25 protein-coding genes and 1 tRNA gene are annotated in these 24,206 nt (G+C 53.3%); 15 read left to right on the top strand and 11 right to left on the bottom strand.

The features are described 5' to 3' along the window. Nucleotides 1–11: 11 nt before the first annotated feature. Together OHL19_RS11780 and OHL19_RS11775 are read left to right on the top strand one after the other, a co-directional pair. On the top strand, nt 12–650 hold the full coding sequence (locus tag OHL19_RS11780) for a cytidylate kinase-like family protein (protein WP_263357893.1): 639 nt from the start codon (nt 12–14) through the stop codon (nt 648–650). 16 nt (nt 651–666) lie between these two features. Next, entirely contained in the window at nt 667–1,599 is a 933-nt protein-coding gene (locus OHL19_RS11775; RefSeq protein WP_263357892.1) for an NADP-dependent oxidoreductase, read from the top strand. 90 nt (nt 1,600–1,689) lie between these two features. Here the strand turns inward: OHL19_RS11775 and OHL19_RS11770 are convergent, their stop codons facing one another. From OHL19_RS11770 to OHL19_RS11760, 3 genes are all read right to left on the bottom strand, one after another. Continuing rightward, nucleotides 1,690–2,637, bottom strand: a complete 948-nt coding sequence (locus OHL19_RS11770; protein WP_263357891.1) for an NAD-dependent epimerase/dehydratase family protein — start codon at nt 2,635–2,637, stop codon at nt 1,690–1,692. A 157-nt stretch (nt 2,638–2,794) separates the two neighbouring features. Continuing rightward, nucleotides 2,795–3,271: a DoxX family protein gene (locus OHL19_RS11765; protein WP_263357890.1), complete on the bottom strand. Its 477-nt coding sequence runs from the start codon at nt 3,269–3,271 to the stop codon at nt 2,795–2,797. A gap of 252 nt (nt 3,272–3,523) precedes the next feature. Next, nucleotides 3,524–4,144, bottom strand: a complete 621-nt coding sequence (locus OHL19_RS11760) for an RNA polymerase sigma factor (RefSeq protein ID WP_263357889.1) — start codon at nt 4,142–4,144, stop codon at nt 3,524–3,526. Nucleotides 4,145–4,821: 677 nt separating this feature from the next. On the opposite strand from OHL19_RS11760, the gene coxB reads away from it, so the two are divergent. From coxB to OHL19_RS11720, 8 genes are all read left to right on the top strand, one after another. Further along, complete coding sequence (gene coxB / locus OHL19_RS11755) at nt 4,822–5,829, top strand: cytochrome c oxidase subunit II (protein ID WP_263357888.1); 1,008 nt, start codon at nt 4,822–4,824, stop codon at nt 5,827–5,829. A gap of 41 nt (nt 5,830–5,870) precedes the next feature. Further along, nucleotides 5,871–7,541 (top strand): cytochrome c oxidase subunit I, encoded by a 1,671-nt coding sequence (gene ctaD / locus OHL19_RS11750; RefSeq protein ID WP_396126766.1) that lies wholly within the window; start codon nt 5,871–5,873, stop codon nt 7,539–7,541. Nucleotides 7,542–7,558: 17 nt separating this feature from the next. After that, nucleotides 7,559–8,155 (top strand): cytochrome c oxidase subunit 3, encoded by a 597-nt coding sequence (locus OHL19_RS11745; RefSeq protein WP_263357886.1) that lies wholly within the window; start codon nt 7,559–7,561, stop codon nt 8,153–8,155. Nucleotides 8,156–8,196: 41 nt separating this feature from the next. Next, entirely contained in the window at nt 8,197–9,069 is an 873-nt protein-coding gene (locus OHL19_RS11740) for a hypothetical protein (protein WP_263357885.1), read from the top strand. A gap of 128 nt (nt 9,070–9,197) precedes the next feature. Continuing rightward, nucleotides 9,198–9,809, top strand: a complete 612-nt coding sequence (locus OHL19_RS11735) for a c-type cytochrome (protein WP_263357884.1) — start codon at nt 9,198–9,200, stop codon at nt 9,807–9,809. Between the two features lie 26 nt (nt 9,810–9,835). Next, nucleotides 9,836–10,471 (top strand): QcrA and Rieske domain-containing protein, encoded by a 636-nt coding sequence (locus OHL19_RS11730; protein WP_263357883.1) that lies wholly within the window; start codon nt 9,836–9,838, stop codon nt 10,469–10,471. Continuing rightward, nucleotides 10,459–11,985 carry a cytochrome b N-terminal domain-containing protein gene (locus OHL19_RS11725; protein WP_263357882.1) on the top strand — a complete coding sequence of 509 codons (1,527 nt, stop codon included), beginning with the start codon at nt 10,459–10,461 and terminating at the stop codon, nt 11,983–11,985. The genes OHL19_RS11730 and OHL19_RS11725 overlap by 13 nt, the downstream gene beginning before the upstream one ends. Nucleotides 11,986–11,987: 2 nt before the next feature. Next, nucleotides 11,988–12,833, top strand: coding sequence for a cytochrome c oxidase assembly protein (locus tag OHL19_RS11720; protein WP_263357881.1), 846 nt, complete (start codon nt 11,988–11,990; stop codon nt 12,831–12,833). A 453-nt stretch (nt 12,834–13,286) separates the two neighbouring features. On the opposite strand, the gene OHL19_RS11715 is transcribed toward OHL19_RS11720, so the two are convergent. The 6 genes from OHL19_RS11715 to OHL19_RS11690 form a co-directional block, all read right to left on the bottom strand. Beyond that, nucleotides 13,287–14,348, bottom strand: coding sequence for an alcohol dehydrogenase catalytic domain-containing protein (locus OHL19_RS11715; protein ID WP_263357880.1), 1,062 nt, complete (start codon nt 14,346–14,348; stop codon nt 13,287–13,289). A gap of 1 nt (nt 14,349) precedes the next feature. Next, nucleotides 14,350–14,934 carry a cupin domain-containing protein gene (locus OHL19_RS11710; RefSeq protein WP_263357879.1) on the bottom strand — a complete coding sequence of 195 codons (585 nt, stop codon included), beginning with the start codon at nt 14,932–14,934 and terminating at the stop codon, nt 14,350–14,352. Nucleotides 14,935–15,048: 114 nt separating this feature from the next. Next, on the bottom strand, nt 15,049–15,921 hold the full coding sequence (locus tag OHL19_RS11705; RefSeq protein ID WP_263357878.1) for an alpha/beta fold hydrolase: 873 nt from the start codon (nt 15,919–15,921) through the stop codon (nt 15,049–15,051). Between the two features lie 131 nt (nt 15,922–16,052). After that, nucleotides 16,053–17,129 carry an alpha/beta hydrolase gene (locus OHL19_RS11700; RefSeq protein WP_263357877.1) on the bottom strand — a complete coding sequence of 359 codons (1,077 nt, stop codon included), beginning with the start codon at nt 17,127–17,129 and terminating at the stop codon, nt 16,053–16,055. Between the two features lie 66 nt (nt 17,130–17,195). After that, complete coding sequence (locus OHL19_RS11695; RefSeq protein ID WP_263357876.1) at nt 17,196–17,996, bottom strand: helix-turn-helix domain-containing protein; 801 nt, start codon at nt 17,994–17,996, stop codon at nt 17,196–17,198. A 177-nt stretch (nt 17,997–18,173) separates the two neighbouring features. Next, nucleotides 18,174–19,046: a helix-turn-helix transcriptional regulator gene (locus tag OHL19_RS11690; protein WP_263357875.1), complete on the bottom strand. Its 873-nt coding sequence runs from the start codon at nt 19,044–19,046 to the stop codon at nt 18,174–18,176. A gap of 332 nt (nt 19,047–19,378) precedes the next feature. On the opposite strand from OHL19_RS11690, the gene OHL19_RS11685 reads away from it, so the two are divergent. The 5 genes from OHL19_RS11685 (at nt 19,379) to OHL19_RS23060 (ending at nt 22,133) form a co-directional block, all read left to right on the top strand. Further along, the gene (locus tag OHL19_RS11685) at nt 19,379–19,978 is read left to right on the top strand and encodes a hypothetical protein (protein ID WP_263357874.1); all 600 of its coding nucleotides are present in this window, start codon (nt 19,379–19,381) and stop codon (nt 19,976–19,978) included. Continuing rightward, a complete protein-coding gene (locus tag OHL19_RS11680; RefSeq protein ID WP_396126757.1) occupies nt 19,884–20,648 on the top strand; it encodes an RHS repeat-associated core domain-containing protein in 765 nt (254 codons plus the stop codon). The genes OHL19_RS11685 and OHL19_RS11680 overlap by 95 nt, the downstream gene beginning before the upstream one ends. An 11-nt stretch (nt 20,649–20,659) precedes the next feature. Continuing rightward, nucleotides 20,660–21,148 (top strand): hypothetical protein, encoded by a 489-nt coding sequence (locus OHL19_RS11675; protein WP_263357872.1) that lies wholly within the window; start codon nt 20,660–20,662, stop codon nt 21,146–21,148. Nucleotides 21,149–21,516: 368 nt separating this feature from the next. Continuing rightward, a complete protein-coding gene (locus OHL19_RS11670) occupies nt 21,517–21,729 on the top strand; it encodes a plasmid mobilization protein (protein ID WP_263357871.1) in 213 nt (70 codons plus the stop codon). Nucleotides 21,730–21,866: 137 nt separating this feature from the next. After that, entirely contained in the window at nt 21,867–22,133 is a 267-nt protein-coding gene (locus tag OHL19_RS23060) for an energy transducer TonB (protein ID WP_396126756.1), read from the top strand. 203 nt (nt 22,134–22,336) lie between these two features. On the opposite strand, the gene OHL19_RS11665 is transcribed toward OHL19_RS23060, so the two are convergent. Together OHL19_RS11665 and OHL19_RS11660 are read right to left on the bottom strand one after the other, a co-directional pair. Beyond that, a tRNA-Ser gene (locus OHL19_RS11665) sits at nt 22,337–22,428 on the bottom strand. 85 nt (nt 22,429–22,513) lie between these two features. Beyond that, a complete protein-coding gene (locus tag OHL19_RS11660; RefSeq protein ID WP_263357870.1) occupies nt 22,514–24,031 on the bottom strand; it encodes a sialate O-acetylesterase in 1,518 nt (505 codons plus the stop codon). Between the last annotated feature and the right edge of the window lie 175 nt (nt 24,032–24,206).

The raw sequence follows: 24,206 nt of genomic DNA, 5'->3' as shown, positions 1-24,206 counted from the left end.
GGACAAACACAATGGTTCATGCCATCACAATTGAGCGCGAATTCGGCTGCGGAGCGTCCGAGATTGCCAGTTCGGTCGCCAGTCGCCTTGGATGGAGTCTGTGGGACGAACGGTTGACACAGGAGATCGCGCGACTGACTGAAAGTACGCCGGAGGCCGTCGAGCGGAGAGAGTGGCGAACGGATCCTCTCGTATACAGGCTTTTCCAGGACTTTCTTCGAGGCGGGTTTGAGGGTGGCTTGCAGCCAACTCAACGATTGCACCTGCTCGATGCGCGCCGCATCGCTGCTGTATCAGAAACAACGGTCAACACGGCCCATTCCAGCGGTCCGTCGGTAATTGTCGGTAGAGGTTCGCAATATTTTCTGCGCAATCGAAAGGATGTATTTCATGTGTTTCTTTATGCATCGAGGGATTATAAGATTCGCAGGATGATCGCTCGTGGCGTAACTCAGGACAAGGCCATCGAACAGATCGACACCACGGACAAGGCGCGAGCTGCATTCGTCCGTCAATATCTCGGATTGAAATGGCCGGAACCCCACCTCTACGATGTCATGTTCAATACTGAGATGGGCGAGTCTTGTACGGCCACTATGCTAGTTGAGTGTATTCAACAGTTCGAGCGCGCTGCTCCGCGGAAATCTTAACATCGGAGGTTTTGTCATGAAGGCTATTCAACTTCACACATTTGAAGGCGTATCCGCATTGATAGAATTGGACGTTCCTCGACCTATCCCCGCAAATAACGAGGTTTTAGTTCGCGTACATGGCGTAGGTGTTACGCCGTCTGAGATGCAGTGGTATACAACATCCCACACGAAGAGCGGTGCGAGAAGGGAACACGCTATTCCGGGTCATGAGTTTTCGGGTGTAATTACCGACGTCGGCGCGGCCGTAGTGGGGATCTCAATAGGAGACGAGATCTATGGGATGAATGATTGGTTTGCGGATGGGGGCGCGGCGGAATACTGTCTCACCGAACCGGCAAACATTGCGCCCAAGCCGCGAACTCTCACGCACGCTATGGCAGCATCTGTCCCGATAAGTGCTCTTACTGCATGGCAGGCGCTTTTCGATCATGCAAAGCTGAAGTCCGGCGAGAAGATCCTGGTGCTTGGCGGAACTGGAGGCGTAGGGCTTTTCGGTGTCCAACTGGCCCATGCTCGCGGAGCTGTTGTTTCCTCAACAGTCTCATCTCTCAACCTTCAATTTGTACGTCAACTCGGTGCCGATGAGGCGCTTGACTACAGTGCGTCTCCGTTTGAAGGAAGGTCTCAGGAATTCGACGTCATCTTCGACACGGTGGGCGGAGAGACACTGGCGAAATCATGGTCATTGCTTAAGGACTCCGGACGTATGGTCACGATTGCAACGGAGAGCGAAGGAACGGGAGATCTGCGGACTAAGAACGCGTTCTTCATCGTCGAAACAAAAAGCGATCAACTCGTGGAAATTGCGCGACTACTGGACTCGGGTAGCCTCATGGCCATGGTCAATGCTGTAGTACCGTTCGAAGAGGGACCGGCTGCCTTCGACGGACAAATTACGGAGAAGCGTGGGATTGGGAAGGTTGTTGTATCTGTGTTGCCGGATTGATATTGCTTCTCGATTAAATAGTCGATGATTTCTTCATGTATGGATGCGGCTTTAGCAAGAGAAGGAGCCGCATCCAATGGCGAGGTTAAATCAGCGTAGTGAAGAAGCCTGCTCTTGCGATTGCGGTGAAATTTCAGAAAACCATTCCAGACGTCGCGGTATGAAGTTCAAGATCTTCCGAGCTTTAGCATTGGAAGCGCCTCGCAACTTCGTACCGTAGTAGACCGCATCCTCTCCGGCCACCTTAGTTGCTTCTTCCACACTGAACTGAGGAGGCGGTGGAGCTCCTACGCTTCGTGCGAATGCAGGCAGCCAATCGCGCACGCTGGAGGGATCGTCGTCAACGATGTTATAGACTCCGGCCGGACTCGTCATGGCGGCGACGGTGGCGGTTGCCGCATCGTGAATATGTATAAATGACCAGACTCCGTCGCCCTCGCCGATTATAGGTAGTTCCTGGCGCCTGGCGTGATCGGCCGCCGCACCGTCGGGTGAGTACCAGGTGTTCGGGCCATAAAAAATGCCATAACGAAGCGCAACCCCTTCTATGTTCCCCGATCGCGCGAGTCGTTCTTCTACTTCAAAGTACACTCTGGCTGCCCCTGCGATCCCGGGGCTTGCGTCCAACGTCAGATCAGCAGCCTCATCCGCCAAGCCACCGGACGTCTGGAGAAAGTAGCCACTGGATTGTTGAATGTATCGCCGAACGCCAGCGGTCATAGCTGCCTGGTGAAGAATAGTTCCACCTTCCAGTCGAAGTTTACGATCGCCTTCGAATGCGCTCCCGTAGTCTGCCGGATCCTTTGGCAGGGAAGTTAACTCGTCGATGACGACTTCAGGCTGCGCGATTTTTATCGCATCTGCAACAGCCTTTGCATCGAATGCATCGACGATGGCGACCTTGGCGCCAAGTTTGGATAGTTTGATTGCCTGATCTTGCGATCGGGTCATTCCTGTTACTTCATGACCACTTCCTATCAACTCTGTAATGAGTGGAACTCCGATTGCGCCACTCGCGCCCGCTACAAAAACCTTCATGATGACCTCCTGTTTCAGGGTTGATACGGCGTTCGATAGATGGTTCGATTGGCGATAAGAGGATGCGTATTATTGAGCTTCATGGTGCTCTGGCATGAGTTGGTTGCTTCACGGGCATCTCGTCTGCTCCCCGGTCCGTTTCGGTTGCATTCCACCTTCAGTCGAGATGGGTTCGCGCTAAACTTTTTCGATCCGATGACTCGCGCGTTCTGCAGACATTTGCAAGAAGAAAGGCTGCCGCTGAGGCTGTAAATACTGAGTAGTTGAGAGGCGCCTTGATTCCCAAAGAGAATGACATCGCCAGTGCGAAAGCACCCAGAAGAAGCCCGCTAAGTATCGCCGCCCATCGGGTATAAAACCCAAGAACAAGAGCGATACCGAGAAGGATTTCGGCGATAGTCGCAATCCACGCCGTTGGAGCTATGAGCAGCTTCGGAAGGAAACCGTTCACCGATCCACAGTAGACTACAAAGTGCGCAAAGTCTCCCCAGGATACCTGCCTCGCCCCGTATGAACCCCAACCTCCAAAGCGATCGACTACAGCCGAGAGAAATCCTGTTCCCAAAGCCAGGCGTACTGCCAGTATCGTGAGCTTGTCAGTCTGAGCCCAATCGGTAATCTTCTGAATGGTCATGCATCCACGCTCATTTCTAACGTAAGGTATGCCGTTTCAGCAACAGTTACAAGCCTCGAAGGATTCATTATCGACGATACTTTCGACGGGTAATAGAGCGATCTGTGCATGGTGAGACAGGCAGACGCTTTGTGATGAGGGCTGTGCAGCTCGTCGGCCTTAAATGCTTTTGAAGATGTCGAGCGCCAACGCTGCTGCTCTGTGGCAGACAGAGCGATGATATACATGGTTCCAGAGCAAGTTCAAGACGCACTACACGAAGCGCGGCATACGTGTGCTGGTCAAGGCAAGTCGTCTGCGCGCACGATATAGCCTGGATTTCACAGCAGCTTCGGAGAGATCAAGCGTGCGTGCAACCTCTCTCAACGATCCATCCTGCCTCAAGTGCTCCTCGACGACCACGCGTAGTCGAGGGCCAAGCCTTTCAATCGCCTTCGTAAGCCTGAGATGTTCCTGTTTATTGCGATAACTCTGTTCTGGAGTAGGCGAGGTATCTTTGAAGTCGAAGGGAATCTCTTCTTCCTGAGAGTCATACGGAAGGTCGAGGATAAAGGCAGCACGGACGCGGCGCTTGCGTAAGACCATAAGAGCGGAGTTGATGGCGATTCTGGTCAGCCACGAGTAAAAATTGGCTCTACCTTCAAATCCCTTTATTGCCAGATACGCTCTCAAGAATGCATCTTGCATCGCATCTTCCGCGTCTTCTTTATTCTGAGTGATGGAGAGAATTGTCCTGTAGATTCGCCGTTCGTACAGACTGTGGAGTTCTGAAAAAGCAACGGCCGATCCAGATTGAGCTGCACATACCAAACTTGAGCTTAGTTGCACCTGGTTGGAATGCGATTCCTCACATGCGAAGGCGGTATGAGTCATGGTTATCCTCTCCGTGAGTGTCGCATCGAAGGGTTTCCAGGAATAGCCCTATTCGAGTGGTATTCAGCTCCCTCTATCTGCTTAGTGCGCCATCGTCCTATAGCATTGCGAAGAAGATTAAGGCTGCATCGATACGCCATATCGAACATTCAATGTTGTTGCAGGCGAAGGGTATTTTGCTCGTAGCAATCGAGCTGTGCAGTGCGGGCCGATTGCTAAAAGGTTTACTGCCCTGGGATGACAATCGGTGTGCCCTTGTCCTTCACGCAAAATACGAGAGTAAGGGCGCCACTCTGACGTCCTGAGCCGCTAACGATGTTGCGCTCAAGCATAGACAAAAAACAAAATTTTCACGGTGTCCTTTTGAGTATTGCTGGTGAATGGATGTCAACGTTGAAGATTTCGTTTCGCTTAAATCCATGACATGCCCTTTCGATGGTCAGGACAACAAGATTTCGCTAAGAGGGGCGTTTTGGAGCTGGAAGACTGATAGCTCTTTACGCATGGTCGCGATTATGTGCCTGCCCATAATCAACCTGCGTGACCGCTCGAATGGACTACGGATAATCAGATCGTTCGGCGCTTCTTCTTCATGGTTCTCCCCTCCACAATGAGGCTAGATTCAAGTCGACGAAGGTCACGGCTGGAATCGTGCTTGATTTGGAGGATTCCAGCGTATGGCTAACACGCAGCATTCCATCGCGGTCTTGTTCGCACCGGATGTTGTTCATGGACCGACGAGCATATTCTCTCCAGCGGGAACTCCAGCGCACTCGATCTTCGGCCTATCAATGCTCGTGCTTGGTGTTGCACTCTGCGTGTTTGTGATCGTAGGAGGTCTACTTGCCTATGCGATCATCCGCTATCGTCACCGGCGGCATGACGTGAAAGCTGGAGAGGAGCCAGCTCAAATCTATGGCAGCAACCAGATTGAGCTTTCGTGGACGGTGATACCGGTCCTCATTGTGGCGATGCTTGTCTTATCGAGTGCAAGGGTAATTTATTCCACGCAGCAAGCCGCGAAACCCACTGCCGCATTAGATGTCATCGTAATTGGACATCAATTCTGGTGGGAATACCGCTATCCCAAACTCGGCATTGTGACTGCCAACGAGTTACATGTTCCTGTGAGTGATCCCAGGCATCCTACACCCACTTATCTGACCTTATCATCGGCAGATACAGATCACAGTTTCTGGATACCACGACTGGCCGGTAAGACGGATCTCATTCCCAACCGCGTCAACATTATGTGGATTGATCCTCCTACTGCAGGCTTGTACCTGGGGCAGTGTGCGCAGTTCTGTGGTGCGCAACACGCGAAGATGCTTCTCCGTGTGTACGCAGATTCGCCCGAGGAATTTTCTAACTGGGTTAAACGCCAGCGCGATCCCGTTAAGGAAGATCCCAATACAGTCGAAGGCGAAGCCGTGTTTCAACACAACGCATGCATAAGTTGCCATACAGTAGCGGGCACGGTGGCGACGGGTAGGTTTGGCCCCGACCTCACCCATGTCGCAAGCCGCGACACAATCGGCTCGGGAGCGGTTCTGAATACACCTGCCAACCTGAGGCTGTTCGTCGATAACCCCGCGCATTTCAAGCCGGGGGCACTTATGCCTCCGATGCACCTGAACGAACACGACCTTGATGCCGTGACTGCGTACCTCTTAACGCTCAAGTAATAAATCGAAAGGAAGTGAATCCAATGTCAACACATACCTCGATGGATGGAACGCTCGTGGAGGCTGAAGAGATCGCGCTTCGCAATTCGGCGCTCCAGGTGCTGCACAATTGGGTGACCACAGTCGATCACAAAAAAATCGGTCTGATGTACATTGGCAGCTCGCTCCTATTTCTTGTGATCGCTGGCATTGAAGCCCTTGTGATGCGCATCCAGCTAGCGATTCCCAACAACACCTTCGTTTCGCCTCAAGCATTCAATCGCCTTTTTACAATGCATGGCACGACGATGGTCTTCTTCGTCGGTATGTCGATCTTGTTTGGATTCGGCAACTATCTCATCCCGCTTATGATTGGCGCTCGCGATATGGCCTTTCCGAGGCTCAATGCCTTCAGCTTCTGGTGTACTTTCTTTGGCGGAGTTCTGCTTTACTTTAGTTATGTCGGTGGGAATGGATTGTCGGGCGCAGGTAGTGCTCCCGATGTTGGCTGGTGGGCTTATGCTCCGCTAACCGCTCGCCCTTTTTCGCCCGGTCATAGTACCGATTATTGGACGCTTGCCGTCTTGCTGAGCGGCGTCAGCAGCATCGGGTCTGCAGTCAATATCGTGACGACGGTTGTCTCCATGCGTTGCCCTGGAATGACATTGGGGCGCATGCCGCTGCTTGTCTGGCTGTACACCGTGATGTCCATGATGGCCTTTGTTACTGTCAGTCCATTAACAGCGGCGCAGATCATGCTCATGCTGGATCGTTACGTGGGATCGCACTTCTTCGACACTCAAGCAGGAGGCTCAGCGGTGTTGTGGATGCACTTCTTCTGGATCTTCGGCCATCCGGAAGTGTACATCCTGATCATGCCGGCATTTGCATTTGCAAATGAGATTATCCCGGTGTTTTCGCGTAAAGCTATTTTTGGTTATCCCGCGATGGTTGCGGCTTCTGTCGGAATCGGTTTCGTCAGCCTGAGTGTGTGGGCGCATCATATGTTCACTGTTGGCATGAGCGCTGGCGCCAACACTTTCTTCGTGCTTGCGACCCTCACCGTAGCAATTCCCACCGGGATCAAAATATTCAATTGGCTTGCGACTCTGTGGGGAGGCAAGATTCATTTCACGACGCCGATGCTGTTCGCAATTGGATTTCTGTTTCAATTCCTGCTTGCCGGTTTGACGGGAGTTATGGTGGGTGCCGCTCCATTCGATTGGCAGCTAAGCGGCTCGTATTTTGTTGTTGCTCATTTTCACTATGTTCTTGTGGGTGCCATTCTCTTCATGCTCTTCGCTGCCTTTTATTACTGGTACCCAAAGATGACCGGCCGCATGGCGAATGAGGCTCTTGGCAAGTGGCACTTCTGGCTGTTTCTGATTGGCTTTCATGTCACCTTCGACTTCATGCACATTCCCGGCATACTTGGCATGCCTCGCCGTATTTATACCTATGAAGCCGAACGCGGCTGGATGGTCTGGAACCTGATCGTTTCGAGCGGTGCACTGATCCAGGCTGTCGCGACACTGATTTTTGTATGGAATCTTATCTGGTCTTATTTCAAAGGGCCTTTGGCTGGGCCCGACCCATGGGATGCCTGGACGCTTGAGTGGTCGACCTCTTCGCCGCCGCCTGAATATAACTTTGCCATAACTCCAGTCGTCGAGAGCCGCCGTCCGTTGTGGGATCTCAAACATCCTGAAGATTCCGACAGCTACTACGAATAGAAAGGCGCATACACTCCATGAATGAAGCAGCTTTGTTCACTGGCGATTCAAATGAAGCATGGGAATTGCCATCCCGCGGAATTGTGGGGATGCTTTGTCTCATCGTAGCCGAAGCTACAATTTTCCTGATCTTCGTTGTTGCTTATGTCTACTACCTGGGCAAGAGCCTCGCCGGCTCGACGCCGCATGACGTATTAAGCATTCCAATTTTCACCACGATTTGTTTGCTCTCGAGCAGTATCACCGTTCATCTAGCGGTATCCGCGGTACATCACGGAAGAAGCATGCTCGCGTCGATCTGGCTGGTAGCGACGGTGTTGCTTGGGACCATCTTCATCTCAGGCACAGCGATGGAGTGGTATCACCTCATCTATCGTGATGGCCTTACCATTCAGACCAATCTCTTCGGCACAACTTTTTATTCGCTCGTCGGACTGCATGCGACTCATGTGATCTTTGGGCTTCTCATGCTGTCCTTTGCATTTCTTTTTTCTTTGCGCGGGCATTTGACCACAGAGCAAAGCAATCGCATGGAAGTGCTCGCTCTGTACTGGCATTTCGTCGACGCAGTCTGGGTGGTTGTATTCCTTGTTGTCTATGTATTAGGCCGCTAGGCGGTCTGTGCTCGTAATCGATTGAGACATGAAGGAGATCTATGCAAAATCGCTTTCCGCAATCACAAACAAGAGCCGTATTCCTTCCATCTCCCACGCCGTGGCCAATGGTGCTGGCGCTTGGACTGTCATTGATTCTCACTGGATTAGTGACTCACCTTGTCCTTGGAGTGTTGGGTCTGGCTCTCATGCTGGTGGCAAGTGTTGGATGGTTTTTCCAGGTGCTGCCACATGAATCGCATGAAGTCATCGCTGTGAGCAACGACCAGATTCCAGTTGTGAGTACACGCACCGTGATGGACCGGCCAACGGCAGTCGGAATGCACCGCAGGATAGTGCCCGTAGAAACGTTTCGTTTCTCGACGGGTATACGCGGTGGTATTGCCGGGGGCATTTGGATGACCGTACCTGCCGCCCTGTTCGGCCTTCTGCGATATCACAGCGCCTGGTATGCGGCTAACCTGCTGGCTGCGGGCGGGTTTGTCAGTTGGGCAAATGCAAGCGATGCATTCCTGAGTCAGTTTCATATGCAGGGGTTGCTGGCTGCACTTGCAATTCACAGCCTGGTTTCGCTTGGCGTGGGAATGCTCTACGGTGCGCTGTTACCAATGTTTCCGCGCTATCCAGTCCTTACCGCAGGCTTCATGACGCCCTTGTTGTTTACCGGAATCATGTACTCCGCGCTGGGCATCATCAGTCCCATTTTGAATGAGCGGATCGACTGGTTCTGGTTCGTTCTCTCGCAGCTTACATTTGGCCTGGTCTGCGGCTTTGTGGTGAACTTCCATGCAAAAATTCGTACGCCTCAATTTCGATCGCTGCCGCTTTCTGTTCGCGCAGGAATTCATTCCAATCGTCCCTCTTTATCAGACGAGTCTGCGGAGATAACCGGACAGGAGGAACCGCCTCAATGACGATCTGCTATCTCCGAATCTTTCTGCTTGTATTCGTTATAAGTTGTGCGGGTACAGGCTGCATAAACGCACCAGGGAAACCATCCCTGCACTCCGAAGCGCCCCGTCCCGAACAGGTGCTTGAACCGATGACACTGTACAAACATAACTGCGCGGGCTGTCATGGCGATCAGGGAAGAGGGGGTGTTGCAATCTCTCTCGCAAATCCCATTTACCTTGCGACTGCAGGGATAGACAACATCAGACGGATCACGACGCAGGGCGTGCCTGGAACCATGATGCCCGCATTCGGAAAGGAACAAGGAGGTCTGCTGACGGAGGAGCAGATCAGCATTCTCTCCAAAGGCATGTTGGATGCGTGGGCGCATCCGGATGTGCTGCACGGTTTACTCCCGCTCGCCTATGCGAAAGCCCAGGAAGGCGACGCCGCGCGAGGACAGCTAGCGTTTGCAGTCTCCTGTGCGCGCTGTCACGGAGCAGATGGCAAGGGAACTGACGCCGGCGCATCTTTGCACGGTGCATCGATTGTCGATCCCTCTTATCTCGCGTTGATCAGTGATCAGGGCCTGCGCAGCATTATCATTTCCGGCCAGCCGGAACGTGGAATGCCCGATTGGCGCACCGACATTCAGGGCTCTCCGCTGAGGACAATGACAGGTGAGGAGATTAGCGACATCGTAGCGTGGCTTGCGGCTCATCGCACGCAAACACCTGGCCAGCCGTATGCCGAAGTGAAGTGAACTCCACGAACTCCAAAGGAGAAAACATGAACGATCAAATCGAAAATTCCGGAGAAGAGACAAGCGCGGACCGCGAGTTGGAATCGAAGTCCATTGTCCACTCCCGCAGGGTATTTCTCTTCAAGATCTCAGTTATATTGAACGCCGCGTTAGGAGCAGTCCTCGCGGTTCCTCTCGTCGGATATCTGTTTGGCCCTGCGTCGAAGAGAGACTCCGAAACTGGATCGTGGGTTGACCTTGGATCGCTCGATGGGTTTCCCGTCGGGCAGACTAAATTGGTGAATTTTCAGAGTCCAGTATCTCGACTCGGCGACGGCGACACGGCCAAGGTCTCATGCTGGGTTCGCCGTATTTCGACTCAGAGCGTTCAAGTCTTTGCTGTGAATTGCGCGCATCTCGGCTGTCCGGTACGGTGGTTCTCTCAGTCGCGGCTTTTCCTTTGTCCCTGTCACGGCGGAGCCTACTACGAAGACGGCTCTCGCGCTTCTGGCCCTCCGGAAAGAGGTCTTTTCGAATACAAAGTACGGTTGAACGGTAACTCCCTGGCAATCCACTCAGGCAATATGCCAACGCTGGCAACACAAGCACGCTGCAGTGAGAAGCCTTTGATTCAGATTGAACCAGCCGTAACGACAGAAAGGTCGAACCCATGGCAAGCATAGGATTTGGTTCGAAGGGAATAGCGGGAAGAACCCTGCAATGGTTAGAGCATCGGCTCGGACTCATTCAGCCCCTGGCGCAGGCTGCAACGCATCCAACGCCGGCCAACAACGCAAGCTGGCTCTATGTTTTTGGAAGCGCCGCAACAGTTCTCCTCATTCTGCAAGTCATGACAGGCATCCTGCTGGGCCTGGTGTATAGCCCATCTGCAAATGAAGCGTGGGGCAGTCTTCAACTGCTTAACCACTACGCTCCGCTCGGATGGTATCTGCGCGCACTTCATGGATGGGGATCGAACTTCATGGTCGCCGTTGTCATCATTCATCTGGTGCAAGTGTTTCTCTTCGGAGCGTATAAGTTTCCTCGCGAATTGACGTGGATGGTCGGAGTACTGCTTCTTCTCCTGACGCTTGGAATGGCCTTCACTGGACAGGTTTTGCGATTCGATCAGGATGCATACTGGGGGCTTGGCATCGGTGCTTCGATTGTTAGCCGAGTGCCTTTGGTTGGAGCGCCTTTAGTTCACCTGCTATTAGGAGGACCGATTCTCGGAGCAGCGACTCTCTCGCGCTTCTTCGCTTTACATGTCTTTGTCATTCCGGGCCTTTTGCTGGCGGGTGTGGGTGTGCACGTCTGGATGGTGCTTCGTCATGGGGTGAGTGACTGGCCCATGCCTGGCAGAATCGTCACGAAGGCGACCTATGAGCGCGAATATCATGAACTGACCGACAAGACTGGGATTCCCTTTGTCCCCGATGCTGCCTGGAAAGACGCAGTCTTCGCCATGGCAATCTTGTTCGCCGTCATGGCCTGCGCTTTTTTCTTCGGACCCTTCGGGCCCGGCGGACCACCCGACCCAACGATCATTCAGACTGCACCGAAACCCGACGCTGCTTTTCTCTGGATCTTCTCCGTATTGTCTCTCCTTCCTCCTTCGCTCGAAACACCGGTGATTTTGATTGCGCCCGTGCTCATCATTGCGGCCATGCTACTGCTTCCAGTATTTGCCGCAGAAGGCGAACGGCATTGGGCGCGGCGACCCGTAGCGGTGCTTACGCTGGCCATAGTTGCTATCTCGCTCGGTATCTTCACGCATCTCGGTACTTACACGCCCTGGAGCCCTGTTATGGATGCGTGGGCAAGCGATCCGGTGCCTGTGAAGTACCTTCGCAACCGAACGCCACTGCAATGCCAAGGAGCGCTTGTTCTTCAGTACAAGCAATGCCGAAATTGTCATGCGCTCGATGGTGCGGGAGGTATGCGCGGCCCGGCGTTGGATACGGTTGCTTCGCGCATGACCGAAGACCAGATGATTCGCCAGGTCTTGCAGGGAGGCGGCAATATGCCCGCTTACGGCAATGCACTCAGTCCAGCTGAGACAAAGGCGCTTGTGAGCTTTCTCGTCACCCTGCGTAACAACTACCAGGCGCCAGCGATAGATGCCTCGCGAAGCCTTGGCACTATGGTTGCCGGCAGTTCACGGCCACAACAGGAGCAATCCGGAAGGCTGCCCTAACTATGTCAGACAGTGTAAAAGAAGTCCTGGCAGACTGGGAGTTTCCGATTTGGCTCACCTTATCCATAGCGATTACGGCGATCATTTACCTGCGCGGGTGGATCAAGATTCGAAAAACCAGGCCCTCCCAGTTCACTAGCTTTCAGTTACTCTCATTCCTCGCCGGGCTGGCAATCCTCTGGATGGCAGTCGGATCCCCCATGGACGGTTTCGCCGATGCTCTTCTGAGTGCGCACATGGTCGAACACCTCCTGATCATGTCTGTCGTGCCCCCACTCCTGCTCCTCGGATTGCCTGGAGTACCGCTTCTGCGAGGTCTGCCGCTGATTTTCCTGCAATTGTTTGTCGGGCCCCTGATGCGCCTCTCATGGATGCAAAGGTACGCCAGATGGCTCACGTCTCCAGTTGCGGCGTGGATGGCTATGAACCTGACTTACCTCGTATGGCATACTCCGGCGGCATACGATTTCGCTTTAGAACATGAAGCGTGGCATGCAGTCGAACATCTGTGCTTCTTGTTCACATCGTTGCTTTTTTGGTGGCACATTGTGCAGCCGTGGCCTTCTTCGCCGCGCCTCAAAGGCTGGGGCGTACTGATTTATCTCGTTTCGGCGGACGTGATAAACACACTTCTCTGCGCTTTTCTTGCCTTCTGTGACCGCCCGATCTACGAGTTTTATGTCAGAAATTCAAATCCATTTCACGTTTCGCTCGTGGACGATCAGGTGTTAGGTGCCGCCATCATGTGGGTGATTGGGTCGCTGGCGTTTCTTTTACCGGGCATCGTTTGTACTATGCAACTGCTACGTCCGGTACACCTGACTGAGGTGAGTGTTTCTTTTTCATAGTTAAGTGAATTGATACTAAACTTCGCAGAAACGGAGCTGCTTATGTCAGTCCCGCACTCCTGCAATCCATATGCCTTCACTCCAAAGCTCTAACAATCAATCTGAAGACTCAGTATCGAAAAGTGAAGAACCACGAGTCATGATAGAACGGCGCTAGTTGAAGGCGGCTAGGGTGATCGAGGTGTTTTGGAGAGCACCTTGGGCGTCCTGTTTCGCCGGGTGGCGGATTTCAAGATAGGTCATCAAGATCATGGCCGTCATTGACCTGATAAGCGGCTTGAGGTTCGGATGATAGGGGGAACTGTTCTATCTCAGATCGTGCCGGGGAAAAACGCGGCATGGTGGCGAACGCTCAAGCAACTTGGCGATGTGATCGTTAGCGCCTCCGGTTCACAAGTACTCCATCCCGGTAGCGCAGTTTTGAATCGCCATGCATCCCGGGATGGAGGGGTTTTAGGGACGAATCAGTACCTTCACTACTCCGTCCTTCTTGCCGTAGAAAGTTGCGTATGCCTGATCTACGTTGGATAGGGCGAATTCGTGTGTGAAGTATTCTTTTGGATTGATGATGCCCCGCTTTAGCATCGTCAGCGCCTGCGTAATCGACGGTCTCACGTTGGCTGTACCATTCGTACGAAGATCGATATTGCGCGTGGTGAAATAGATAGGGCTGATGGTGAAGGAGTCGTCGCAGAAGACTCCGATCGCCGAGATGATTCCCCCGCGCCTTACGATATCCAAGCTAATCTGCAGAGCTTCAGGCATACCGACGACTTCGATGACTTTGTCGAATCCACGGCCCTGAGTTTCTGCGAGAGCGCGTTCTTTCCAGTCCTCGTCGTCAATGTTGATCGTGACTGCGCCCTTTGCTTGAGCTACAGCCAAACGATGCGGAACTCGGTCCAGAAGGACAACCTTGCCCGCGCCGCGAAGAAAGGCACAGTCCATTGTCATCAGCCCGGTAGGTCCGCAGCCTACGATCGCGACCGTATCGCCGAGTTGAACATCTGCTTCGGTTACGCCGACGATGGCCGATGGCAGATTGCAGGACAGGGTGAGAGCGGCCTCGGCCGGGATATCTTCGGGAACCTGCATTGCGTTTGCGTCGGCATAAGGAATGAGAATGTACTCAGCCTGGGTTCCGCCAAGGTCTCCTAGCGGAATGCCGAAACCTATGATGGCTCCGTTTGTCGTCTCACAGTGACCTGTCTGGCCTGCTTCGCACATGTAGCAGTAGCCGCAGGATACTGAGTAAGGCGTGGTGATGCGATCACCCGGCTTGAATCTTGTGACCTGTGGACCGACCTCAACAACACGGCCTACGAGTTCATGCCCGGTCGAGGAGTGGCCCTTTTGCATGAGGAAATCGAGAGCGCCGCGATAGAGGTGTAGATCTGATCCGCAGATCGAGGTTGCCTCGACCTGGACAAGTATCTCGTGGCCTAGTGAGATTTCAAGAGGCTTGATCTCCGCACAGCGGATATCGAATGGACCATAATAGACGGCGGATTTCATGTTAGCTTTGTACTCTCCTTGGAGTGGGTTTGTTACCGAAACCTGGGTAGTGAGGCAGCAGCTCTTTCGTCTCCTCTGGCGTCAGGATGGTCATGCCAAACTCCGCGCCTATACGGATCGCTCGCGAGGGATCATCCATCGCATAGGTAGTGGCCGCGCTCGGTAGCTCCAAACTCGTCGCGGGAGTACCCATCGTTTCAAAATAGCTATCGAGACCACCGGGCTGCGTGAGGATAAGCATCCGCAATTCATCCGTCAGCACATACCATGCGTGAGCCTGACCACGAGGGATGAAGAGACACTGGCCTGCACCTACATAAGATTTTTGTCCGGGGGCATACACTTCCACCTCGCCTTCGAGGATGTAGAGCAACTCTTCCTGCTCAAGGTGGATGTGTGGAGGCGGCTCATGACCAGGTTGGGAGCGATACTCAAGCAGGCAAAGTCTACCGCCGCTTTCTTTTGAGGAGACGAGTACGGACATCAGGCTCCCCATGTAGAACAGGGTGTTCTCCAGTTGAGCACCTCTTGCGAATGGAGCGGTAGCCCTTGTAACTTCATCTTCTATTCGATCGTCGTTATACATTTCAGTTTTGCTTGTCGAACTTTCCTGCTCTGAGAGCGGTTGAGGCCGGCATGAGCGGTCTGACTGTTCATGCCGGCTGTTCGTTGCCACGTGCAACATCGCATAACGATGCGCTTAGCTTCGTGCCGCCTTGAAGAAGTCGCGTAAAGCACCAGCAGTGAAGGCGGGGTTCTCATCGCTGATCCAGTGGCCTGCCTTTGGAATGATTGCGCTCGTGAGATTGCTCGCGACATCTTTCCAGGCAGCTTGCGTGAAGGATGCGAGAGATGCTTCGCCTCCCAAGGCGAGAGTCGGCATCTCAAGCGGCTTCTCGTGAAAGACTGCGTTGTCCTTCGAATCCTTCCACACCGTTGCGTAGTGCTCAATGCAGGCGCGTAAGCCGCCGGGCTTGGATAGAGTCTGCGCATAGGCTTCGAAGTGCTCAGGACTCATGTAGCTGTTGCCGGAGTATGCGATGTGATGAAACCACCACGAGAGCATCTGGCGTTCGCGGCCCGAGAAGAGAAACTCCGCGACGGTAGGGATAGTGAATAATCCCAAATGCCAATTCGAATCGATCGTCCATTCGGGATTTGGATTCATGTGCTGTTCGTACCCGAAGCCAGGGAGAGCGTACTCGATGAAAGACAGGCGTTCCACCATCTCGCGGTTGTCGCGGGCGAACGAGGCAACGGTCTGAGCACCTAGATCGAAGCCGACTACGTGGGCACGCTTGATCCCGAGGTGATCCAGAAGAGCCTTCAGATCATTTCCTCGCGTGGTCCCATCGTAGGCCGACGCAGTAATCGTCGACATGCCCATGCCTCGTTGGTCATAAGCGATAACATCGAAGTCTTTTGCCAAGGCTGGTGCGATGTGATGCCACATAAGCGAATGCATGGGACATCCATGCACGAGGACTAGAGGATGGCCGCTACCGGCCCTGCGGTAGAAGAGGCTGACCTCACCCGCGGGAATTCGCCCGCAATCCCAATCTTCGAAACGCATCTTGAATCTCCTTTTCGCCGCTTTATTCAGGCCGACGTTGTTGTGTATCTTTCTCTGTTGTCGCGCTGCGCATCGCGAAGATTACGACACGCAGCGCTTCATCCATAGGATTGCCAAGCTAAGAAACTCTGTTACTGCGCCAGGTGCTCACGAATTCCATCGCTGGCTTGCTGAATTGCAGCCTTTACTTCAGGCACATTCCTGATTCCATTCAGGAGAACGAAGTCATGGATGACACCGTTGTAACGAACAGCAGTAACTTCAACGCCGGCCTCTTTGAGCTTCCGTGCATAGGCCTCTCCTTCATCGCGCAAAGGATCGTTCTCTGCGGTGATCACGAGAGCTGGAGGGAGACCGCTCAGTTGGTCAGTGCTGGCACGGAGCGGTGAAACATAGGGGTTGTCACGCGTCTTCTCGTCAGGAACATAGAGATCCCATCCATACTTCATGAAGTCGCGAGCCAGAAAACGCCCCTGACCAAACTCATGATAGGAATCGGTGTCGACACTGGCATCTGTCGCAGGAATGAGAAGCACTTGATATGCGATCTTCGGTCCCTGGCGATCTTTCGCCATGAGCGTGAGTGCCGCGGACATGTTTCCTCCAACCGAATTCCCAACAACGGCAATACGTCGTCCGTCTGCTCCAAACTCTGAGGCATGGATCGAAGACCACTTCAATGCGGCATACGATTCGTTTAACTGAGTCGGGAATTTAGCTTGGGGAAGCGGAGTGTATTCCACGAAGACTCCGACTTGGCCCGATCCAACGACCAGATCTCGGAGTAGACGCTTGTGGTTGTCAAAATTGCCGACGATCCATACTCCCCCATGAACGAAGAACAGTACACCCGGCTTGGCTACTGTACGCTTCGGAGTCATGATGTAGAGCTTTACGCTTTGACCATCCTGGGTGATGGTCTTCTGGGTTATCGTCACCCCAGACATGTCGACTGGAAACTTATTCTGAAGGGCTGTGATTATGTCTTGCGGTTGCGGCTGAGGCAGAGTCCAGATCGGGGTTGAGTCCTTATTGATCTCTTTGAGAAAGGATCGAACCTGTGGGTCAATGTGGGGATCAATCGAAGGATCTGTGACCTGCGAAGAAGCCGCGGAAGACTGAGCTGCCTGGGAGAAAGCTGGGTTACTCATACAACCGGAGGCGCTGACGATGAAAATAAGTGCGAGAACGATATATTTGCGTGCCATAAACCGAGGCTATCGCCAGCACCGCCCGATGCGCTTTCACAAAGCTCGCGCGCTTACAGGAAACTCTCACATCTTGTTTCTATATTCACTCGGCGCAATGCCATATCGCTGACGAAAGACATGCGAGAGGTGCGCGTGGCTTGCGAACCCACTCTCCTGAGCGATCTCCGCGAGAGATATATTACGTTTCCGCATTAGAGACTTTGCGCGCTCCAGGCGTAACCGCATGATGTATTGATGAGGCGTGTGACCGGTGGCTCCGCGGAACGCGCGGAAGAAATGACTTTGGCTATGTCCAGCCTCTGCAGCCAAAGTTGCGACGTCGAAGTCCGTTGCTGGATTTACTTCAATAGATTCGAGCACCCGTCGTATTGCTTTGGTGTCATATGTTCCACTGCTATCTTTCTTGTCAGAAACAGGCGCTCCACTCAGTAAGGAGAGGCGTACAGCGAGGGCATGGACAAGATGTTCAGAATAGAGTCTGCCGGACAATCCACCCGACCGAGCTTCAGTCTGTAGAAGACCTAACAGTTGACTTAGAGAGGGGTCGAAGAATTCAGGCTGATTGCGCGTGAGAAGCCTGTCCACAATCATAGGACGCCCAGGATATTCGTCTCGAATTTCCTCTTCAATTTGTGAAAGAAACCCACGATTGAGAGCGCAGAGCAAGAAGATGGACTTGCTCAACGGACGAACCTTTGGGACGACTCCGGGTCGGTATAGCGTCAGTGTCCCTGGTTTCTTCCGATAACTCACGAATCTTCTTTGGGGATTTAGATACTCCCCATGCGCGGGTGAGTTACCTTGCCATAACATCAAGACAAACGAATCAATCTCAATTTCAGGTAATTCCCCTGGGTTTGCCACGTGCTTCTCCAGAGCCATGCCAGGTACTATAAAACGCGGACTCGCGAATCTCGTTGCGGAGCTACCGCGTAGAAATCGCTGTATAGTCGATTCCTGCCTATCATTTGACAAACTGTTTCTCCACTCTTCTCGCCACCTAACATAGCCTTATCCAGTGCGGTTTTAGAACCTAAACACTCAGTTGCCAGCGCGAGAATCGTTATGCTTCTGGCCGCGGATATCCGATGGCAGATATCCGAATCGAGATCGGAAGCGCGCGGCGAAACGAGAGGCCGAGTCATATCCCACAGCAGACGCTATCGAGAGCACGGGATTATCCGTGTTCTGCAAGAGGTTCAGAGCGTAGGTCATCCTTATGTCGTGCAGTAACTCCCGAAATGTAAGACCTTCCGCTGCAAGACGTCTGCGTAGAGTTGCTGAACTGGTTCCGACCTGCTTCGCTATCTCCTCTATCGTCCATTCCTGTCCAGGATTGCTTAGCATCTTCATGCGTAGCCGACTGCCGATGGTATCTGTAGTCGGAGAGGAAAAGAACACCCCCAGCTCCTGAAGCCACACGAGTACCTCGCGAAAGCGATGATCTGCTACAGAAGACGGTATTTTTTCTGCATCAAGAAGAGTCTCGAATGCGGCACTGCAGCTGAGTATGAATTCAGGCGACAGACGGGGCAGATATGTGACGCTGGATGGAGGAGAGAGAACGCCCGCTTCCTTCGCGAATGCATTCACAATCTCCGCGCTCCATGAGATCCAGCGTGCAGCGTACTCTCCGCTCGGGCCTGGCATATTTGTTATTTCTACTGTCTGCCCGCAGTTCATCGCGATTGCGTCTCCAGCCCTTGCGATGCAGGAACCATCTTTCCATCTGAGGTGTTTCTGACCTTGGTCGACAAGGACAAGTGCAGGCAGATCAACCGTAACGCGATGCGCAGGGAGCTGCGCTCGCTGGATCACGCCCCCTGCTGCACCTACGCCCTCACGCATGAAGATGGCTCTTACATCCGGTTGCTCACGAAGGTAGTTCGCAGCCACATCGCCTAGTGCTTTCATAGAATCACCTTTGTCGAATGTTCCCTAAAGTAAGAATCTATCTATTAATCAGCGCTTGTCGCGCCCAAATCTGTCAATCTTTGTGCTGAATAGCTCATAGAACCACAAACGCGACCTTGAGTACATCAGTCACAGTTGGCAATACACCGAAGCCGCAAAGTGAGAACGCAGCTGTTACGAAACCCTCAGCGCCCCAGCTACAGAACCTTCGAACGGGTCAGCATTTCCTATAATTGGGCAGAATATAAACTCCACAACCAGCTATAAGCAACGGCTCAGGCGCTAGGAAAGGATCCTCAATACGGCATATCAGGGATGAAACCAGTGACGGCGTGAATAACTATCTATACGATGCAGAAGGACGCATCTGTGCGGTGTCGAGTGCACCGGTGGTTGGTCTGACAACCTATACTGGGTATGTCTACAATGCCGAGGGACAGCGGGTGGGCAAAGGCAGCATTTCGAGCATGAGTTGCGATGTGAGCATGAACGGTTTCCGGCCAATTAGCGACTACGTGATCGGTCCGAGTGGGGAGCAGTTGACAGAACTGGACACCACCAGCGGCAGCATGGCCTGGGCACACACCAATGTCTTCGCGGCAGGCCAGTTGATTGCCACCTATGATCCCGATGAAGTTCACTTCCATCTTTCTGATCCCCTGGGTACACGTCGTGTTCAGACTGACTATGCAGGCGTACTGGAACAAACCTGCTCCAGCCTGCCCTTCGGCGATGGCCTGTCCTGCACTGGCTCTATCCAGGCCCCCACCGAACATCACTTCACCGGCAAAGAACGCGACTCCGAATCAGGTAACGACTACTTCGGTGCCAGGTACGATGGGACGGTTCCTCAGCCCGGACAAATTCTTCTTTCAGAAAGAAATGTTGGAGGACCCGCAGCGGTTCAATCTGTATGCCTATGTCCGCAATAACCCCCTGGCGATGGTTGATCCTAGCGGAGAGGCTATTCAGCTTTCAAATGATGCAGATGAAAGGGCTGCTCAAATGAAAGCGTTGTGCGGTGTTGTCGGGAGCCAGGGGTGTTCATATCTCTACGCGAACGGTGTCACGACTACAGACAAGTCCGGAAACCAGCAAACCAACTATTACGTCGGGATTTTATCGGGTGGTCCATCGGGAAACGGTCCCGCATTCTCCGATCTCAATGGGCCAGCTTCGGCGGTTGCTGGTATCGTGGGCGACTCTAGGGTTGCACAATTGAGCCTCGTTGCTCCTGGAACTGTCGTAGGTAATCCCGGAGATCAAGCCACGATTGGACGAGCTCCTTCCAATACGCCGGGAGCAACGTTCCAGTCTTCCGATGGGCAATGGCACATAGATTTGCTCGACCCAAGGCAATCAAGCCCCGGTGTGATGCCTGGAGCATATATGTCGGATGGGCTGGCGCACTACTTAACAATGGGAGAGGTCACGGGTCACGAGCTTGGACATCTTCAATTTGAATGGTCGGGAAAAATGTCTCAAGCCTTCCAAAACTTGATGAATCTGCAGCAAGGCGGCAGCAATGCTAGTGCGTTGAAGCTAGAGAATCAAGTGCGGCAGTTGAAAGACCCATCTGCTCCCACTCGAACACAGCACTGAGGCAGTCGATCATGAGACCACTAATTACCATGCTCTTTAGTCTCGTACTTCTGATGCTGTCGGGGATGGTCGGCTGCCGTACTCCGGCCACGCCCCGGGAGAAGTTCGACTATTTGTTCGCAGATTACAAACTGCTCCGATCAGGGGCGATTCCGAGCAACACGGACTGGAGAATTAGGGCGGCGAACGGAGATTTTTCTGATATATCAGGTCTCTCGCCCAGTTCGCTGGCGCAGTTTTCCGGGGGTACTGTATATGTTTTTGAAAAACAGTCCTCGTCAAATGAGCAAACGGAAGGTCTGAAAAAGCTACCCTCCCGGCTAAAAACGGTAGGTGCTTCGCTTGGAAAGCACCCAACATCAGACAGGGACCTGCTGTGGACATACTTAGGTGGGCCACTGTTTTCGATAGAGTTCAAACTCGATGGGCACGATGGCGTTATGTTCAACTTCATCCACGCTGATCCCAAAGAGGAGGGTCTAGTAGTCGTCTATCGATAGTAACTAATGGGCGTTGTGCTCTAACCGCAGGCCGACCCTCTGGGGCGGCCTTGCTGCGTCTGTAGGCTTCCTCGCCTTCATGCCGCTAAGAGCAAAAGAGCGCGCTGCCTGCGGCATCGGGATGAGGATGACACACCACCCCGGAACGGTGCTGTAGAGGAACCGAAAGTTACCGAAGGGGAACTTGCTGAAAACAGGCAACTAATGGAAAAACTGGGCTGAAAGCGTTACCCTAGAGTCGAGCGCACGTTGCTGATGGGGAACCCGTTGAGTCTCAATCCCTTAGCCCGCGTCCGGCCCCCTGCTGTCCTTCCCGGCGACGCATGGGCATCGCGCGTCCTCTTCCTAAAATCCCTATCCGGCGGTGCTTGCTGAAGCCGCCCTTACGCACAAAATCAGTCGGCACCAAAGTCAGCGAGGCGGAGTTCGCGCTGCTGGAGGAGCGTGCGCGTGGGGCCGGGTTGCGCCTGGCCGAGTGGGTTCGTGAGGCGTTGCTGTCCGCGCCTGTGGAACCTGGCATGGGTTCGGGCGTGGACCGGAAAACTCCGGGGTCGCTTTGGACAGGTAGCGTATCGAGATAAAGATCAAAAGAAATTCTGGTCTTCGCTGATAATCTATTGTCTCTTTGGTACCGGATTTATCCTGTTCTACCTGTACAAAATCCACGCGTTTTCAAAGTGAGCTGCGCCTGCGCTGCGGTTGTCAGATTGCAGCTGGTGTGGCGACAGCATTGCTAAAGACGAAAATCGATCCCACTTATCCTGTCAACGCGCTGGAGCACAATGTCTCTGGTTCGGTGACTCTCCGCGCGAATATTGGTAAAGATGGTCATATAGCGGCACTCGAGATCATTAGTGGACCTGCCGAACTACATCAAGCCGCACTAAATGCTGTCAGACAATGGACGTATCAGCCCTATCAGTTGAACGGCAGTCCGGTTGAAGTCGAGACCACTATTAGTGTCCCCTTCGAAGTACATCGATAGAGATTCGCTTGAAGCTGTTCCTCACCGTTAACTACGACATAATCGGCGCGAATCCGCCCATTGCGGCTGTACACAACAGGACAGTACCGGGGACCGGAATTGGTTTGGATGAGCTTAGTAAAGCTGACTTTCATAGGGAAAGTCTAGCAAAGTGGTATTTGTCTTGGTATTACGTGTCTCTAAGTTGTTGATTATAAAGGTCGTGGCGGAGAGGGAGGGATTCGAACCCCCGGTACCCTTTCGAGTACGGCTGATTTCGAGTCAGCTGCATTCAACCGGGCTCTGCCACCTCTCCGTCCTGTTGCAAGGCAGATGACTCTATTGAGTTTAACACCGGGACTGCATCCCGGCCAACTCTCTCGAAACCAGCCGCAAATCTACTACTTTTCTGATGAAAATGGCGATGCGGGAAGCCCCTCACGGTTAAACAGATGGCACTCCGGATTGTTCTCCCAGCCATACCGAGCCGCTACAGGTGTTGCTACCGAAGGATTGGTCAATACCACTGTACTGCCCTCAATACGCGCCTCTGCTGCTGCAAAGACTCCATCCGCACCGGCTACCTCAAACCCGGTCAGCGTTCCGCCTTCGGCCTTCAAACCCTCAGCATGATCAAACCATACCCTCAGGTTTTCATTCTCCTGGGTAACTTGGCGAAACGCCGGACCTGAATACTCCAGTGCCGTTTCTCCATAAGTAATTGCCCGCGCAGTCAGGGCCAGGCGATGCCCAACTGTCACCTTATCTGTGGGATGTACATCCGTAGGATTACCCACATCGATCGTTACCGCCATACCTGTGTTGCGCAATTCCAGCGTCCTTCGCTGCGCTTCGCGAATCGGCGCCCACACCTCAAGAGGAGTCGACTTAAAGTTCGCTATCTGCACGTACAGAAAAGGGAAGTCGCCGATCTGCCATTGATTGCGCCAATCTTCAATCAGCGTACGAAACAGCCGCTCATAGAGCGGAGCACGTTCCAGAGCGCTATTGCTTTCTCCCTGGTACCAGATCACTCCGCGGATCGGGAACGCCGTCAGCGGCGCAATCATTCCGTTGTACAGCATGGCTGGTCCCCACATATTAAACAGGGGATGCCATGGAAACTGGGGAGCCGCCTTGCCTGCGGCCTTGGCTGCATCAACCAGTTGCTGGCGATATTTCTCACGCAACAGCGCGGTCGGCTCACGCTCTGCCATGTGGCCTCGTGCCGTAAATACAGGAGCCAATCCAGGGTCCGCGCCCAACGCGGTCAGACTCGTCCATGCATCCGCTACCGTGCCACCCCAGGTTGAATCGATAACGCCCACCGGTACATGTTCGCGTGCCTCGATCTCTCGTGCGAAATACCATGCAACAGCAGAAAAGTTCTTCGCTGTATCAGGAGTAGAAGCAGCCCACGTTCTCCCGTTGCCGGCAGGATCTTCATTCACATCTGTCTGGGGATATTCCGCCGCATTCCTGCTAACAATCATCAGCCTGATCTGCGAATTCTCGGCCTTCGGCAAATCGGTCGCCGCAGTAGCCGCTTTTCGCATCTCAAACTCCATATTCGATTGCCCGCTGGCTACCCAGACGTCGCCCACCAGCACGTCGGATAGTGTTACGGTGTTCGTGCCCTTGACCATCAGTTCAAATGGACCGCCCGCCGCTCCAGGCGAAAGGTAAATGCTCCACTGGCCTAGTTCGTCGGCCTTCGTCGCCCGGGAATCACCCCGAAAACTCACCGAAACAGTTTCACCCGGCTCTGCCCAGCCCCATACATGCACGGGTAGATCACGCTGCACAACCATGTGACTTGCAAGAATTTTTGGAAGCCTGACCTCTGCCTTCATCAGGGAACCGGATACCATCAACGCCAGCACAGAAAGCCTCAGCAGGCCAGAAATTCGTGAAGTCACATCCACCTCATTTGTCTAAGTTGGTTCAATTCATTCGCAAGCATTTACAGTAAAGTAGAAGCTTCGTTTCATCCTGAGAAGTAAAACTAGCACGTCCCCATGTGCAATCGCCAGAGGCGATAGTCACCAGGTTCAAGACTGGGACCAAGGCTTTCTTTAACTGCCGGATCTATGC

The organism is Acidicapsa ligni (assembly GCF_025685655.1).
In the GTDB taxonomy this organism is placed as follows: domain Bacteria; phylum Acidobacteriota; class Terriglobia; order Terriglobales; family Acidobacteriaceae; genus Acidicapsa; species Acidicapsa ligni.
Note: the sequence above shows the minus strand (reverse complement) of the source record. Positions and strands in the feature narration are given on the sequence as shown.

Coding starts and splice junctions, on each gene's coding strand:
- OHL19_RS11780 (WP_263357893.1), top strand. CDS start 12: ATGGTTCATGCCATCACAATTGAGCGCGAATTCGGCTGCGGAGCGTCC.
- OHL19_RS11775 (WP_263357892.1), top strand. CDS start 667: ATGAAGGCTATTCAACTTCACACATTTGAAGGCGTATCCGCATTGATA.
- OHL19_RS11770 (WP_263357891.1), bottom strand. CDS start 2,637: ATGAAGGTTTTTGTAGCGGGCGCGAGTGGCGCAATCGGAGTTCCACTC.
- OHL19_RS11765 (WP_263357890.1), bottom strand. CDS start 3,271: ATGACCATTCAGAAGATTACCGATTGGGCTCAGACTGACAAGCTCACG.
- OHL19_RS11760 (WP_263357889.1), bottom strand. CDS start 4,144: ATGACTCATACCGCCTTCGCATGTGAGGAATCGCATTCCAACCAGGTG.
- coxB (WP_263357888.1), top strand. CDS start 4,822: ATGGCTAACACGCAGCATTCCATCGCGGTCTTGTTCGCACCGGATGTT.
- ctaD (WP_396126766.1), top strand. CDS start 5,871: ATGGATGGAACGCTCGTGGAGGCTGAAGAGATCGCGCTTCGCAATTCG.
- OHL19_RS11745 (WP_263357886.1), top strand. CDS start 7,559: ATGAATGAAGCAGCTTTGTTCACTGGCGATTCAAATGAAGCATGGGAA.
- OHL19_RS11740 (WP_263357885.1), top strand. CDS start 8,197: ATGCAAAATCGCTTTCCGCAATCACAAACAAGAGCCGTATTCCTTCCA.
- OHL19_RS11735 (WP_263357884.1), top strand. CDS start 9,198: ATGACACTGTACAAACATAACTGCGCGGGCTGTCATGGCGATCAGGGA.
- OHL19_RS11730 (WP_263357883.1), top strand. CDS start 9,836: ATGAACGATCAAATCGAAAATTCCGGAGAAGAGACAAGCGCGGACCGC.
- OHL19_RS11725 (WP_263357882.1), top strand. CDS start 10,459: ATGGCAAGCATAGGATTTGGTTCGAAGGGAATAGCGGGAAGAACCCTG.
- OHL19_RS11720 (WP_263357881.1), top strand. CDS start 11,988: ATGTCAGACAGTGTAAAAGAAGTCCTGGCAGACTGGGAGTTTCCGATT.
- OHL19_RS11715 (WP_263357880.1), bottom strand. CDS start 14,348: ATGAAATCCGCCGTCTATTATGGTCCATTCGATATCCGCTGTGCGGAG.
- OHL19_RS11710 (WP_263357879.1), bottom strand. CDS start 14,934: ATGTATAACGACGATCGAATAGAAGATGAAGTTACAAGGGCTACCGCT.
- OHL19_RS11705 (WP_263357878.1), bottom strand. CDS start 15,921: ATGCGTTTCGAAGATTGGGATTGCGGGCGAATTCCCGCGGGTGAGGTC.
- OHL19_RS11700 (WP_263357877.1), bottom strand. CDS start 17,129: ATGGCACGCAAATATATCGTTCTCGCACTTATTTTCATCGTCAGCGCC.
- OHL19_RS11690 (WP_263357875.1), bottom strand. CDS start 19,046: ATGAAAGCACTAGGCGATGTGGCTGCGAACTACCTTCGTGAGCAACCG.
- OHL19_RS11680 (WP_396126757.1), top strand. CDS start 19,884: ATGGGACGGTTCCTCAGCCCGGACAAATTCTTCTTTCAGAAAGAAATG.
- OHL19_RS11675 (WP_263357872.1), top strand. CDS start 20,660: ATGAGACCACTAATTACCATGCTCTTTAGTCTCGTACTTCTGATGCTG.